Below are 13392 nucleotides of genomic sequence, written 5' to 3' on the forward strand. Positions count from 1 at the left end.
TGATTTAAAATGGCTATTACATCGTATCCAATATAATAGCCAATTGCTGCTTTTAAGAAAAATCTAACTCTTTTTCAAAAATTCGAAGCTCATGTCTTGCCATCGCTAAGTTCGATTTTTGGCGATCCAATACCAGATATAAAAATAAATCGCTATTCTTTTCAAGTGGACGTAATAAATGGTACTGCTTCCCGAGTGTGATCAAAACATCATCAATCGTATCTTTCAAATCTAGTGCTTTTGCTGTTTTAATTTTTGCTCTTAAAACTTCCGTATTTCCAGCAGCAGCAAGCTCTAAATCGATCCCCGTTCCTTGAGCGGCAAGTGATAATCCGCTTGTATAGTCGACAAGTGCTGCTGCTGTGAAGCCATCAATTTCAGCCAATGGATTTAAGTCAATTTTAGCCATTATTTTTTACCCCTTTTATTCAATATAAGATGATTTATATAGATTTATAACGCTATATAACAACATAAAAATATCATAAAATGATAATAAAATATTATATTATTATAATAATATGTGATTTTTTTTAATATTTTTCAGCACCTTGACACAAAAAAGCCCTCCAATGAGGGCTCTATCAACCTTTTTTACTTTTTAGCTCAGTGCTTACATTCCTATAGAAAATTAGATCTTTCTTTTTTAGCGACTTTTATAATTTTTGTTTGTTCTGTTTTTCACTGGCAAAAGTAAGTAAGAAATCTGTAAAAATAATTACGGTTAAAAAATATCTGATTAATTTTTAAATTCAACACCATGATTGCATAGCATTTTTTGACAATAAAAAATAGCCAAAAGTACTTTTGGTTAAAACCACAAAATTAGTCGTCACTCTGCTTGAATGATATTTTCATTTGTTTAAAAACCAAGCCCGATGCGATAAAACCAAGGCATCCAATAACGATAAACTCAACAATAGCTTCCGCTAAACCGAGAACAAAAAAAACTATGGATAAGACTACCGATACAGCAAAAACGATCTTCCCAAACATTAGAATTAAGCCACTTTAAAGATCAATGTAAATTTAACTATAAAATCATAGTATATAAGTTTTATGAAATTAAATAAGTAACTATAAATTTCTGTGTAATCGTCACTGCACTGAGCTCAATGATTGTCTATGTTTTGGATTTGTAGTCTTGCTTTAATCCACTTTATTTTTATAGCGTTAGATGAAAAATCCTATTTTTAGAAAAAATCTGAATAAATTATCAATCTATTAAATTTAACTGCCCATCCGTTATTTTTAAATTAAATGAAGTTAAGAATTTAGCAGTTCTGTTCTTTTGAAGATGGATCCTTCGGTTTATATCTATCAGCTGCAATACAAACATTATGCACAAGCTGAAGATACGCCAAAGTTAAAATACGATATCGGCAATAGCTGCAGAAACATGATAAAAACACTTTTTTATCTCAAATTTTAGATGCACTTTTCATGTGAAACCGTATTAATGATCAGGAAATTATTGATCTTGTCATGATAAAATCATTTTTTTAAAGTAAGTCAAAAATCGTTTGGAAGAATTTTTTATGAAACTTATAGTAATTTTATCTACTTTTACGGTTTTACTTTCCGGTTGTGCTGCAATGAGTGTTGAACAATGTAAAACTGCAAATTGGTTTAACGTTGGTGAAAAAGATGGCGCTGCTGGAAATAAATCCCACATAGATAAATACTATTCCTCTTGTAAAAAAGCCAATATTATTCCTAGTCAAAATCTTTATGAAATGGGTTACCTAAAAGGTATAGGGGCTTACTGTCAACCTGAAAATATCTTTTATGAAGCTTTAGAAGGTCGCGGTAATTTTAGAGTTTGCCCTGCAGAGAAACGTGAATCCTTACGTCATTATTATCAAGTGGCCAGTAACTTTTATCATGCGAATTCAGAATTTAATACTTCACAAAACAATCTAGATTACTATCTTGGAAAATTAGACAGCAAAGATCTATCTGCCAAAGATCGCGACGACTATAAAAAGAAATTATCTGATCTTCGTAGCAATAGCAGTCAAGTACGCTCACGTTATCAAGACGCACTTCGGAATCTGGAACGCTTTAAAGCTGAGCATGATCTCTATTAGTTTTAAACAAAGTCACAAACAACGACTCACGAGCGATTTCGAACACTGCTTTGGAATAAGTTGTTGGGATAAAAAAGCCTCACATCACTGTGAGGCTTCCCCTTAATTTTGCGCTGATTAAGGATTATTGTATGTTTATTCACTATAATGAATTAACAATCACAGTTTTACTAAATAACGTGAAATGTGTCAATTTTAAATCATAAAATAAGCATACTTTTTCAACTATTCACCATCATTCAATGATACAGACTTGTTTTCTTAAGGGACTATCTCCTGCAAGATCGTCATTAGATGAACCAATACCATGTGTAATGCCATTTTCATCATAAAATGACAAAAATGTATAAGTTCTATTTTTATCACAGTCTACATAATTGATCATTTTCATATATTTAAAAGAATTATCCTGCCTATCCTTAGCGACTCTTAGCATAACTGCTTTATATCTAGGCTGGTCCAATTTCGGCTCTCTTTTTACAAGAAAAAGCGACTTTTTTATTTTAGATGTATGTTTATCATCTAGCTCTTTTTTAAACTTTTCAATATCTAATTTTTCTTCAAGAAAAGTTGGTTTTATTGGATCAGCAAAGCTAAATTTCGAATTCAACATAAGAAATGCCAAGAGAATTTTTTTCATCATTGATTTAAGTGTCATCTGCAAAAAAGTTCAATCACATAAATTAAAACCCCAACTTTTGATGGGTACATTTGCGAATTAATTTTAAAGACTTATATCAATATCAATGTTGTCAGCAATATCAGAAACAATATCTTTACTCGTATTCACAATCAACCGACCTGTTTCCAAGATCAGATCAACGGCATCCAAAGGATTGATCGAATTCACGATATCATTCATTACGCTAGAATCTTTTTGCTCTGGTTGAGATTGCTGTTCTAAATCTTGATTTTCTAAATTATTCACTTTGTTCTTCCATAAGCCTCGCATAAGAATTCCACAGTGAATTCAGGGGCTATCGACTACATCACACAATAGCAGAACTATGCCATATTGCCACTACGCGGCCAATAGCTGACATCTATTCAGTGACTTAATTCTGCAAGTGCAGAGTCTTAGATTGATCTTGTTGATATGTATCTTATTTTCGACATATGCTTCAACCCACAATAAAACGAGACAGACTATTGAAATGATTTTCATCGTTGGGACTGTCTTGATTGAAAAATTAAACCCTAGCAAAAAGTAAAATTTGGATCGTTTAGGTGATGGAATAAAGTTGTGGTTATTTCCTTCAGGAGACATTAAAACTTACAGTGTTTTAATTCCAAAAAACAGAAAATATTTTTTCTTTACCTGCATTTTTGATACTCACCTTGTAGCCCGCTTTCTTAAATTCTTCACCCAGATTAACGATGTCATGTTGTGCGAAATCTGTAGTGATATATTCACTTACAAATAACTCTCCTTCATCGGCTTTTAATCTAATTTGTGTTTTCAAAAATCTTTTAAGCTGCTCAATTGAAAAATATGGCGCTTGATTGGAATCTGTTTTAGTCTCATTCATTTTAGGTATTGACATTTAAAAACTCACACTCGCAAAGTAAAAAAATATTATGAACAGCTTAACTTTGAATTGAGTATAAAAATTGAAATATCATGTATTCCATGTCATTTCATTTACATGATTATTTTTTAACAACTTTTAGACAATGATGACACACCGCCAACTCTCCGTCTTTACAATAATGCGTATCAATCACACGATGAAAGCCAAACATACATTTTAATAACTGGATCAAAATCTATCCCTCCATAAAGTAAAAAGCCCGGTGGTGTTTCAAAAAGTATGCTGAAACAAAGCAGGTTGAATTTTGATAAAATAGAGAAATGCGAATAACTCTAGAAATCAAATGTCCAACCTGCCTCAGTGACAGTATAAAGAAAAATGGCATCAAAGTAGATGGGAAACAAAACTATCAGTGCAAAGACTGTAAACGTCAGTTTATTGGTGACCATGCTCTGAGCTATCTAGGATGTAATTCAGGCATTACTCGAAAAATATTACAGTTGATGGTCAGAGGTAGTGGTATACGAGATATCGCTGAAGTTGAGCGAATCAGTATCGGTAAAGTTTTACGTACTTTAACCGAATCGACCTACCAAATTCAGCCTAAACAAAGTCATTATGAGTCTCTTGAAGTTGATGAGTTTTGGACTTTTGTGGGAAATAAAAATAATAAACAATGGCTTATTTACGCCTACCATCGAGAAACAGGTGAGATTGTTGCTTATGTTTGGGGTAAAAGAGACTTAGCTACAGTTCAACGATTGAAGACAAAGCTTAAACAATTAGGTATTCACTACACCCGAATTGCAAGTGATCATTGGGACAGTTTCATAACTGCTTTTAAAAACTGCAAGCAAAGTATTGGTAAATTTTTTACTGTAGGTATTGAAGGTAATAATTGCAAAATAAGGCATCGAATTAGGCGCGGTTTTAGAAGGAGTTGTAATTTTTCAAAAAAGATTGAAAACCATTTTAAAGCTTTCGACTTAACCTTTTTTTACATCAATAATGGCTTCATTTAATGTCAGCATACTTTTTGAAACACCACCAAAAGCCCATCTCAAGATGAGCTTTTCCATTGAGCAGTTTTATTTTGGAAACCATACGCCAGTTGGCACATTTCCCAACAGGTGTACCAGTAAAGTTAAGGCAATAAATACGGAAAAGAAAAAAACGATGTTTATTGATTTGTCTATCATGATTTCACCCTCATTTTATTGTTGTTTCTTTTTTATACAATAAATTATGTAAAATATCAAACAATTTAAGCAACTTAAAATATATTTTTTACCATTTATTAAAATATTTTATCAAATAATCAAAATGAAAAATTCATGGATAATCCAAAATGATCACCATTTCACTGTAACCCAAATGCAGCAAGGCAAAATTAAAAAATATAAAAAAAGACGCCTTAGCATCTTTCATTTATATGAAGTTTATTTAAACAATAATATTTAATTTTTTAAGTAAAAAATTTTTAATAATTTCATTCTCATCTAATAACATCAGTTCATCAGATACCCAAAAAATATAAAATACGTTTTTAAACTGAATCTTTCTTTTAAAATAGTTTGTTGTTGAATTGGGTAATTTGCCTTTTACTTTAAAAGACTTTTTATTATCATTTCCTAGCAACTTACTTCCATGCCAGGGACCGCCTATACAAATATTCATAAGAATTAATTTTAAAGATGTTGTTCTGAATTTACATCAAATCTATAAATAAACAACCCATACCTTCGTATAAATTTTAAGCAAAACAATAATAGGCCACATCATTGGATCAAATAGCGCATTATTTGAACTCCAATGATGTCAAGTTAGAAAGCAGAACATCCGTTTACAGTAGCTATTCCAAATATGAATTCATTCATATTTATTAAAAGTGTGCTTAAAATCACATTAAATCCTCAATATTCTTTCAATAAAGCTTAACTATTCAGCTTTCCATCGATACTAATATTCATTTTTCAAATCGTTTTATGCTTTTAGATAGAAGCCAGATACTTATCATTTATTGATTAGGCTAAAATTAATAAACCCACCTAAAAAGTAGGTGGGTTTATTAAAGACTTAAATACCAAGTCAAAGTGAAAAGCACAACCTTCTTCACTGGTTAAATTTTACACAATTCATATTAAGATTCAAGAAAATATTTTACCTTTTGGTAAAGCTTGATATATGTATCGTAAATTTTATGTAACAGGCTGCTTAAATACTTAGCAAATCGCTTAAGGATTATCGGTCTAAGCGATCTAAAGCTTAAATTTTCATGGATTACAATAACCACGCGCTTGATTCAAATATGTCATATCACACATATAAAAACTGGATTCAACATATTGATTAAATATAATAATTTATAATTCAAAAACGTAGCCCGATAAATTTTCCAACCGCTCCGTAAGTGAAAGTAAATATGAAATTTTTAGAGGAATAAGCCTATTACTATAATACTCATACATAAAGTCATTCGCTTTTTAAAATTTTTTTAAGCTTTGGTTATTTATACTTATACGATCATTAATTGGGTTTTGACAAATGATTGACAATCTCACCTATTTTGCAAAAGTTATAAGAGCATATTTTGTCTCAGATAAGCAATATTTAACCAAACGTTTTATTAATAAACTTGGTTATATTCCCAATTTTGATCAACCCAAAAGTTTTAATGAAAAAGTTACAGCAAGAATGATTTTTGAAAGAGATCCATTACATACCTTATTGGCTGATAAATTGGCTGTAAGAGAAGTGATCAGCAATAAAATTTGTTCCTCTCATCTAGTTCCATTGATCGGTGTATACCAATCTTTCAATGAAATTGACTTTAATCGACTGCCCGATAGATTTGTTTTGAAATGCAATCATGATAGCGGCAGCGCAATCGTCTGCAATGATAAGTGTCAATTTGATCAAAGAAATGCGCAAAACAAATTAACGCATCATTTAAAGCAAAATATGTATTTCAGGAAAAGAGAATGGCATTACAAAAATATTAAGCCATCAATTTTAGCTGAGCAATATGTTGAATTATTGATTGACCAAGAAACTAAATTAACCATTACCACATGTAGAGTCCATTGCTTTGAAGGTCAACCCAAATTTATCGAAGTCGATGTACAAGATAGTCTCAAAAATGAATATTCAAATATTTACGATACATCGTGGACACTCCAACCATTTACAGTTGATTTAAAAAGCAATAGCCCTGCATATTTAAAGAAACCAGCTCGGCTAGGTATTTTAATTGAGTTATCACAAACGCTCTGCCTGAAATATGGTTATAGCCGAATAGATTTTTTGATATCAAAAAATAATATCTATTTCAGTGAAATAACCCTAACACCTAATGCTGGAAGAATGGTCATTGAGCCCAAAGAGTGGGATATGAAACTTGGTAGTTATTGGCATTTATTTTAAAATAATGTAAAAAATACCCACAAAGAGCTGGACTTGTGGGTATATAAATCATAAAAAATGAGTAAAACACACACGAAGTTTAGTTTAATAAACTATGACTTATTGCATGTAGTCTTTGTATCGCTACACAATAAATTTAAACTCAAATTTTCCTTTATAATCAATAGTATCTAAATAATCTTTGATGTCATGTGCTATATTCTTAAAGGTTTCTAAAACATCACTTGGTGGATCAATAACGACTTCAATTTTATAATTTTCATCTTCTTTTTTTGTAGTATGTGTATATACGCCATCACAACTCATTTTTAATTTTAGATAATCCTCTAGTGTTTTAGTTAAATGATTTGTTACCAGCTCAATTTTTGAAAATTTGTGCATATCCCCTCTTTCCTAAATCACTAGTCATAACCAGATAAAGAATCTCGTATCTCCCCAATCAAATACTCTTTAACTTATCAGAAAGACCAGTTATCCAGACGTTGGTGCTTAAGTTACGATTCACTATATCGTATTTTATAGATATACTAATTCAATCTTAGGTTGAAAATCAACTACTATTCTTTTGAAATTTCTACTATTTTGAGATTTAATGCCAATAAAAAAACAATTTTAAGTTATTTCCCCCTTCTATTCTTATATTTCCTAGTATATTTATACCCATGTAGTTCTTAAAAAAGATCTTTCATAAATCAAAAAAGTGATCATGTTGAGTGAATCAGATTGATATTGAAAGTTCCTTCTCGCTTTGGGAGAAAGCTAGGATGAGGAGGATTTTATGTTGATCTATGGTTTTAAAAAGGACTTATTCAGATGTCTAAAGTATAAAACTAAAAGTCATATCTACAATGGTTGCAACTGTTCATATTATTTTACTTAGCCTTAATCTAAGTGCGAGCCAGTCCATGTATGACCTAATTTAAGTACAACCTAATCTAAGTTTGATGAATAAACATGAAAATATTTTATCTTCAAATGACAACAAAATCAAAAATGTTATTGATTTAAATGAATTAATATTTAGAAAACTCAGAATAGTGATTTTAAAACCAATGACAATAAATCATTTATCATCATGCGTTCATCTATTTTCATACAAGACTCATTTAGAGACGATTATAACAATATCTTAAAATTCTTATAACCAATAGACACTTAAATAAAAATTACTGATTAAATTAAGAAACTGATAGACATTTTTTAAAGTTTTTTAAAGTTTTTTAAATGAATACTTTTTGTTTCATAACATTTCCAGCATATAAGTCTATCCATAAAAGTGTTATAGTATAACAATTCAAAAAAGAGCTTTTCATGACAAATCCATATATCAATAGCAAGTTCTATATTTTAATTTTGGTCTTATTTATATCAATTATGACCACTAATGTAATCCACAATGACTTTTCAGACACCTTATTAACCATAATTAACTGTTTTATCATCATAAAAATATTACATGTATTGTCCATTCAACTTTTAAACACAATCTTTAAAATTTGCAATCCTTAATTCATTTAAACTATATAGTTATATTTATTCAATATAGATAAATAAAATGACATACAGCAATGACCAAAATATTTAAAATAAAATACTTATAAGTACAAATAAGTTTAGGAAATGCTAAAATCGTCAATTTAATTTTTATAGAAAAAAACCCTCAAATGAGGGCTCTTATACACTTCTTCTTAGTATCCAACAGTAAAACGTTGATTAATATGGTTGTTATTTTCAATTTCATCAGATAATGCTATTGCAAAATCTTCAGCTGAAATTTTACTGCCGTCTTTACCAATTATAAGTTCATCTTTGCCTAAACGAAATTCTCCTGTACGTTTTCCTGGACCAAACTCTGCCGAAGGTGATATAAAAGTCCATTCAATATCATCGACTTGTTTAAGTTTTTCAAGGAAATTTACAGCAGCTTCTGCTTCAGGTTTATACGCAGCAGGAAAGTCATCTGTATCCAATAAGCGTACATTTTTGTTGGGAATAGTCAGTCCACCAGCACCACCAACAACCAAATAACGCTTAACTTTAGAATCCCAAATTGTGTTAATCAATGCATTCGCGTCTAAGCCATGAAAAGGAACAGCACTTATCACAACATCTTGCCCTTTTAGTGCTTCTACAAGCGCTTCATGATCATTTAAGTCCACATCTACGGATAAGACACGCTCTGTATCTGGTACTTTATGTGTATTACGTGCGATGGCTTTAACGTAATGACCACGTGAAACAAGCTCTTCTAAAATACGTGAACCCGCCATACCTGTTGCACCAATTAAAGCAATCTTCATAATCGTTCCTCACTTATTTAAGATAATTCAAAAATCTTAATCAAATAGCTTTATAAACCATTAAATATAAAACTTATAATGTTTAAAATTTTATAAATAATTTACACATGAAATAATTAACAATTTATAGATTAAGATTAATAATCCATTATCACCTAAATAGTTTTATTATAAATCATTAGTTAAGTTTATTTTCTGTCAAAATCATGTAAACATTGTCACTTTTTAATAGCTCTCATGTATAGGTATTTATTTTAAGTATAATGATTTTAGTAACTGGGTTTCACTTGAATAAAGTTTATGCCTTATTTTAAAATATACCTATTAAGATGGCTGAGTTGCCTTAGCTTCCCCCATTAAAGGTGGTCAAGAAACAGAAAAACGTTATGATTATTCACTTCGGGGAGCTAAACACGCAGCCCTAAATTTTTGCATCTTTAAAAACTACCATGAGTGTAGCATCTTATATTCAGGATGTAGTTTTGATTAGTTAAGTTATTTTATGAGGTGACTCTTAATCACTTTAGACCGATTAAATTAAGGCTAAAATTATAAAAATGAATTGGGAAGCTTAGAATATTTGATTCAACTGCTTCTCATCATTTGTCGTTGCTGGCGAACTAATCCTAGCTGCATCTTTCTCTCAAGTATTTCTTCTTCAGAGAATGATAAAGAATCTTTTAATATTTCAATAGGTAATGAACTATTTTCAATCAAATAGCAGTCTTGATCAGTTGACCATTCTGAAATCAATGCTGCTTTTTTTCGCTTATGTCTATGATGCATATAGATACCCTTAATCAAAAAACTTATAGATTTATTTGCCGATCAACCCATTCCAAAAATTTATTTTTATTATTTATTTCAGGTGCGTTGACTATTACTATATTTTTTTTACTGCCAAATTTACCCGAGATTTTGTTTGGTTTCTCAAAATTGAACTCATCATCTGTGCCCTCATTTAAAGCTCTGAAATATTCAGCGATCTTCTCAAAATTTGTTTTACTATTAAAGTCAGGTCTTAAAAGTAAAAAATTATAAATTTGTTCTAAAACAAAATCATAGTTAATATTTTTCATAATGTGCTCAGTTCAAATTTATTTAAATGATTTAAGTACTTTCAAAGTAATTATATCTAACGATAGAATGACTAAATTCTATCGTTAGATGATTTATAGTGACTATACCCTTCCACGAGAAATAAAACCAATCACTGTAAGAATAACAGCGACAACCAATAGAATAACTGCAAAATCTTTTGAAAGACCTGCTACACCACCAAATCCTAAAAGACTCGCTATAAGTGCTATTACAGCAAAGATAATCGCCCAACGAAACATACTATATTACTCCCTAAAATATATTCTGATTTAAAATAACACTATAAATTAATATTTTAATCCAAGTGTTATTTTATGTGATTAAAATGTTCTAGTTTATAATATTTACAACTCAAAATAACATTAACACTTAAATCCACCAATTAAGATCAACTTTGAATAAAAAAATAAAAAGTAATCATTAAAACTTACTTTTTATATAATTTATTAAAAATAAAAAATCGATCGACACGTGTATCCTTTAATTTCGGCATAATCATTTTTATAATCATTAAAACAGTGCAAGAAATAAAAAGCATGACGATGACTTCAACAGAATAACTTATCATGAATAAAAGGCTATAGAATCCTAAGAAGTAAGATAGACTTAGGAATACCTTTTGCAAATAAATTGTGATGAATACCCCATACAGTAAAGCTGATAAAAACAAGTTGAGTTTTTTATTCATCCCCAATTGATCAAAAATAATAATAAGCAATGAAATACTTAAAACAGAGACAATAAAAATAACAATATTTTTTAAAATTTGCATTTCATCCTCTCTCATTTCATATTTATAAAAATGCTCCCCCCTTAGTTGTCCAACTAAGGGGGAAGACTCCCCCAATACACAACACTTTTTATTCAACACATCATTTTTATAATGAATTATTTTAATTTAAGCGTTAGCGACAATCACCTTAAATTAATATTCAGATTTATAATAATGATGAGCACTTGTGGTGTATCTAGGCAGTATAAATAATATGAAATTTAGCGATATAATCCATGGCTTACATGATTGTGAGAAATTTCGTACATTTGTACGTTTTTTAACCACACGAAATTAAAAATATATTTATTAAATCTATTATTTTCAAATATTTAATTTTAACAATAGGCTAAATTTATTTTATAAAGTAACAAAACACTCAAACAGTGTTAAAAAACTTTACATTTCCTGTTTCGACCCATTGGTACGATTTGTTAGCTTTTGATTAATTATCAATGTATTGTAGTCATCGTTACTAATCTTTCTATGTGAATACATAAAGCTTATTAATAAAATTAAAGCGTTAGCACTAGTTCGAAGTAATTATTTATCGTGGAAGCCTTCTAATGGAATTTGTAAGAGTTTTATATGCAAGTAAAGCTACGAGTACTCATCCAGATCTTAAGAATGATTTGATAGAAATTCTTAACACAGCTGTTGATTTCAACTCTCGCAATGAAATCACAGGTGTTCTTTACTATGGACATGGATATTTTGTTCAATGTCTTGAAGGGCATAAAAGTAAGGTTGATGATCTGTTCTATAATCAAATTTTAAAAGATCAACGTCATCAAAACTGTGAAATTTTATATTACGAAAAATGTGACATAGGTTTGTTTAAGCATTGGAATATGAAATTTGCCCCTGTCAATAAAAGACTTGGTGACTTTTTCCTAGAAAATCATCGTGATGATTTCAATCCATTTCTTCTTTCTAGTGAGACGATCCCTTCTTTTATCGACCTTTTAGCTGGGGAATACGCTATTGAGCCATATAATTTTGATATCAATGAATAAGGTTTTTTATACAAATCTACGCAACTTGAGGAAAGATGTATGCTAATTCGATTGTGCTATGCGAGTACTCGAAATGAATTAGCCAATGACCTTATTGAAGATTTAAATGCTATCTTAAATACTGCGCGTGATTTTAATGGGAAAAATAAAATTTTTGGTGTTCTATACTATGCCAATAATCATTTTTTTCAATGTCTTGAAGGTGAAAAGTCTATAGTTCAAGCGTTATTTCAAAGTATAAAAAATGACGCTAGGCATAATAGCATTATTGAATTTGAAATCATGGATATTGACAAAATTAGTTTTAAAAACTGGTCAATGAAATACGTGCAAAAGTGCTCAAAAGTTGATTTATTTTTTAATCAGCTTGGCTATGACTCATTTACGCCAGCTGCCCTCAATAATGCTCATTTAAATAGCTTATTAAATGAGCTTTTGAAAGAAAAGCAAACTCGAGTGCGTAAAAAGGTCGGTTTAAATCAGCGAGGAATCTCCTCTTTTCTTTAAATATCAAATGAGAGGGTTATGGACCCTCTCTTTTAAAGAATTTTAGAGTTTGACCGATTGACTCGCACCCAGTTGCTCTGATTCACCAGATATAGATGCTTTCACTAATTTAAAAAAGCGACAAGCTTCCCAGCGCCATTACAAACCGAGACTAATTAATGAATGGATTAATCTCTTGATGGCCGCTTGTTAAGTTTTCACTTTTAATTTCCTATACCTATAGAGATGTATTGTTACCATCCCTAAATAGATAAAATTAAATCGTTTTTTACATTAGGCACATGTTTTAAATTATTATGAAAATTATTTATCTTTAATATAATTAAGTTTTATGAGTAATTCATTTTATTGTTATTATTAATACTAACTACTTTAAAGTTACAATTTTTATAATTAATATTTTCGTTTATTCTTGCATGATCAAGTTCATCCCATAATTCAAAGTAAAAAAATTCAGATGTGTCTGAGTAAATCCAAAACCACAAAGTAGATTCATCTTTTTTGACTGGATCATAAATACTATCTTTAACTTTGACAAGTTTATGTAAATGAAATTTATCATCTTGAAGTACTATTTCATGAATACTCAATAGTGTGATTCCTGCAATTTAAAATCATTTAGACTATAACTCATTTTTATTTCTTTTTTTA

General features: G+C 29.9%; 16 protein-coding genes. 5 read left to right on the top strand and 11 right to left on the bottom strand.

The window, feature by feature from the left end; all coding sequences use genetic code 11:
* Positions 1 to 52: 52 nt before the first annotated feature.
* Entirely contained in the window at positions 53 to 409 is a 357-nt protein-coding gene (locus L3V46_RS12230) for a hypothetical protein (RefSeq protein WP_004721210.1), read from the bottom strand.
* A 1129-nt stretch (positions 410 to 1538) separates the two neighbouring features.
* Here L3V46_RS12230 and L3V46_RS12235 point away from each other — a divergent pair.
* Positions 1539 to 2090, top strand: a complete 552-nt coding sequence (locus tag L3V46_RS12235) for a DUF2799 domain-containing protein (protein ID WP_239045813.1) — start codon at positions 1539 to 1541, stop codon at positions 2088 to 2090.
* A 235-nt stretch (positions 2091 to 2325) separates the two neighbouring features.
* On the opposite strand, the gene L3V46_RS12240 is transcribed toward L3V46_RS12235, so the two are convergent.
* The 3 genes from L3V46_RS12240 to L3V46_RS12250 form a co-directional block, all read right to left on the bottom strand.
* Positions 2326 to 2703, bottom strand: coding sequence for a hypothetical protein (locus L3V46_RS12240; RefSeq protein WP_228128943.1), 378 nt, complete (start codon positions 2701 to 2703; stop codon positions 2326 to 2328).
* Positions 2704 to 2814: 111 nt separating this feature from the next.
* Positions 2815 to 3018 carry a hypothetical protein gene (locus L3V46_RS12245; RefSeq protein WP_035371157.1) on the bottom strand — a complete coding sequence of 68 codons (204 nt, stop codon included), beginning with the start codon at positions 3016 to 3018 and terminating at the stop codon, positions 2815 to 2817.
* Positions 3019 to 3373: 355 nt separating this feature from the next.
* Entirely contained in the window at positions 3374 to 3634 is a 261-nt protein-coding gene (locus L3V46_RS12250) for a hypothetical protein (protein ID WP_239045814.1), read from the bottom strand.
* 308 nt (positions 3635 to 3942) lie between these two features.
* Here L3V46_RS12250 and L3V46_RS12255 point away from each other — a divergent pair, with 308 nt between their 5' ends.
* Together L3V46_RS12255 and L3V46_RS12260 are read left to right on the top strand one after the other, a co-directional pair.
* Positions 3943 to 4644 carry an IS1-like element ISPa14 family transposase gene (locus L3V46_RS12255; protein WP_001223318.1) on the top strand — a complete coding sequence of 234 codons (702 nt, stop codon included), beginning with the start codon at positions 3943 to 3945 and terminating at the stop codon, positions 4642 to 4644.
* A gap of 1522 nt (positions 4645 to 6166) precedes the next feature.
* Positions 6167 to 7045 (top strand): ATP-grasp fold amidoligase family protein, encoded by an 879-nt coding sequence (locus tag L3V46_RS12260; protein WP_239045815.1) that lies wholly within the window; start codon positions 6167 to 6169, stop codon positions 7043 to 7045.
* A gap of 123 nt (positions 7046 to 7168) precedes the next feature.
* Here L3V46_RS12260 and L3V46_RS12265 read toward each other — a convergent pair whose 3' ends face one another.
* The 6 genes from L3V46_RS12265 to L3V46_RS12290 all read right to left on the bottom strand — a co-directional run bounded on the left by L3V46_RS12265 (position 7169) and on the right by L3V46_RS12290 (position 11218).
* On the bottom strand, positions 7169 to 7426 hold the full coding sequence (locus tag L3V46_RS12265; RefSeq protein WP_004820762.1) for a hypothetical protein: 258 nt from the start codon (positions 7424 to 7426) through the stop codon (positions 7169 to 7171).
* Positions 7427 to 8733: 1307 nt separating this feature from the next.
* Positions 8734 to 9345, bottom strand: a complete 612-nt coding sequence (locus L3V46_RS12270; RefSeq protein WP_239045816.1) for an NAD(P)-dependent oxidoreductase — start codon at positions 9343 to 9345, stop codon at positions 8734 to 8736.
* A 585-nt stretch (positions 9346 to 9930) separates the two neighbouring features.
* The gene (locus tag L3V46_RS12275) at positions 9931 to 10131 is read right to left on the bottom strand and encodes a hypothetical protein (protein ID WP_004820756.1); all 201 of its coding nucleotides are present in this window, start codon (positions 10129 to 10131) and stop codon (positions 9931 to 9933) included.
* Between the two features lie 23 nt (positions 10132 to 10154).
* Positions 10155 to 10424, bottom strand: coding sequence for a hypothetical protein (locus L3V46_RS12280; protein ID WP_004721225.1), 270 nt, complete (start codon positions 10422 to 10424; stop codon positions 10155 to 10157).
* Between the two features lie 102 nt (positions 10425 to 10526).
* Entirely contained in the window at positions 10527 to 10685 is a 159-nt protein-coding gene (locus tag L3V46_RS12285; RefSeq protein ID WP_239045817.1) for a DUF1328 domain-containing protein, read from the bottom strand.
* Between the two features lie 188 nt (positions 10686 to 10873).
* Complete coding sequence (locus L3V46_RS12290) at positions 10874 to 11218, bottom strand: hypothetical protein (protein ID WP_004820751.1); 345 nt, start codon at positions 11216 to 11218, stop codon at positions 10874 to 10876.
* 566 nt (positions 11219 to 11784) lie between these two features.
* Between L3V46_RS12290 and L3V46_RS12295 the strand changes: the two genes are divergently transcribed.
* Both L3V46_RS12295 and L3V46_RS12300 read left to right on the top strand, forming a co-directional pair.
* Positions 11785 to 12234, top strand: a complete 450-nt coding sequence (locus L3V46_RS12295; RefSeq protein ID WP_004820748.1) for a BLUF domain-containing protein — start codon at positions 11785 to 11787, stop codon at positions 12232 to 12234.
* Between the two features lie 39 nt (positions 12235 to 12273).
* On the top strand, positions 12274 to 12741 hold the full coding sequence (locus L3V46_RS12300) for a BLUF domain-containing protein (RefSeq protein ID WP_004820747.1): 468 nt from the start codon (positions 12274 to 12276) through the stop codon (positions 12739 to 12741).
* A 329-nt stretch (positions 12742 to 13070) separates the two neighbouring features.
* On the opposite strand, the gene L3V46_RS12305 is transcribed toward L3V46_RS12300, so the two are convergent.
* The gene (locus L3V46_RS12305) at positions 13071 to 13331 is read right to left on the bottom strand and encodes a hypothetical protein (RefSeq protein WP_056512397.1); all 261 of its coding nucleotides are present in this window, start codon (positions 13329 to 13331) and stop codon (positions 13071 to 13073) included.
* Positions 13332 to 13392: the final 61 nt, after the last annotated feature.

This window comes from Acinetobacter sp. AG3, assembly GCF_022343575.1.
Taxonomy (GTDB): domain Bacteria; phylum Pseudomonadota; class Gammaproteobacteria; order Pseudomonadales; family Moraxellaceae; genus Acinetobacter; species Acinetobacter guillouiae.

Coding starts and splice junctions, on each gene's coding strand:
- L3V46_RS12230 (WP_004721210.1), bottom strand. CDS start 409: ATGGCTAAAATTGACTTAAATCCATTGGCTGAAATTGATGGCTTCACA.
- L3V46_RS12235 (WP_239045813.1), top strand. CDS start 1,539: ATGAAACTTATAGTAATTTTATCTACTTTTACGGTTTTACTTTCCGGT.
- L3V46_RS12240 (WP_228128943.1), bottom strand. CDS start 2,703: ATGTTGAATTCGAAATTTAGCTTTGCTGATCCAATAAAACCAACTTTT.
- L3V46_RS12250 (WP_239045814.1), bottom strand. CDS start 3,634: ATGTCAATACCTAAAATGAATGAGACTAAAACAGATTCCAATCAAGCG.
- L3V46_RS12255 (WP_001223318.1), top strand. CDS start 3,943: ATGCGAATAACTCTAGAAATCAAATGTCCAACCTGCCTCAGTGACAGT.
- L3V46_RS12260 (WP_239045815.1), top strand. CDS start 6,167: ATGATTGACAATCTCACCTATTTTGCAAAAGTTATAAGAGCATATTTT.
- L3V46_RS12265 (WP_004820762.1), bottom strand. CDS start 7,426: ATGCACAAATTTTCAAAAATTGAGCTGGTAACAAATCATTTAACTAAA.
- L3V46_RS12270 (WP_239045816.1), bottom strand. CDS start 9,345: ATGAAGATTGCTTTAATTGGTGCAACAGGTATGGCGGGTTCACGTATT.
- L3V46_RS12275 (WP_004820756.1), bottom strand. CDS start 10,131: ATGCATCATAGACATAAGCGAAAAAAAGCAGCATTGATTTCAGAATGG.
- L3V46_RS12280 (WP_004721225.1), bottom strand. CDS start 10,424: ATGAAAAATATTAACTATGATTTTGTTTTAGAACAAATTTATAATTTT.
- L3V46_RS12285 (WP_239045817.1), bottom strand. CDS start 10,685: ATGTTTCGTTGGGCGATTATCTTTGCTGTAATAGCACTTATAGCGAGT.
- L3V46_RS12290 (WP_004820751.1), bottom strand. CDS start 11,218: ATGCAAATTTTAAAAAATATTGTTATTTTTATTGTCTCTGTTTTAAGT.
- L3V46_RS12295 (WP_004820748.1), top strand. CDS start 11,785: ATGGAATTTGTAAGAGTTTTATATGCAAGTAAAGCTACGAGTACTCAT.
- L3V46_RS12300 (WP_004820747.1), top strand. CDS start 12,274: ATGCTAATTCGATTGTGCTATGCGAGTACTCGAAATGAATTAGCCAAT.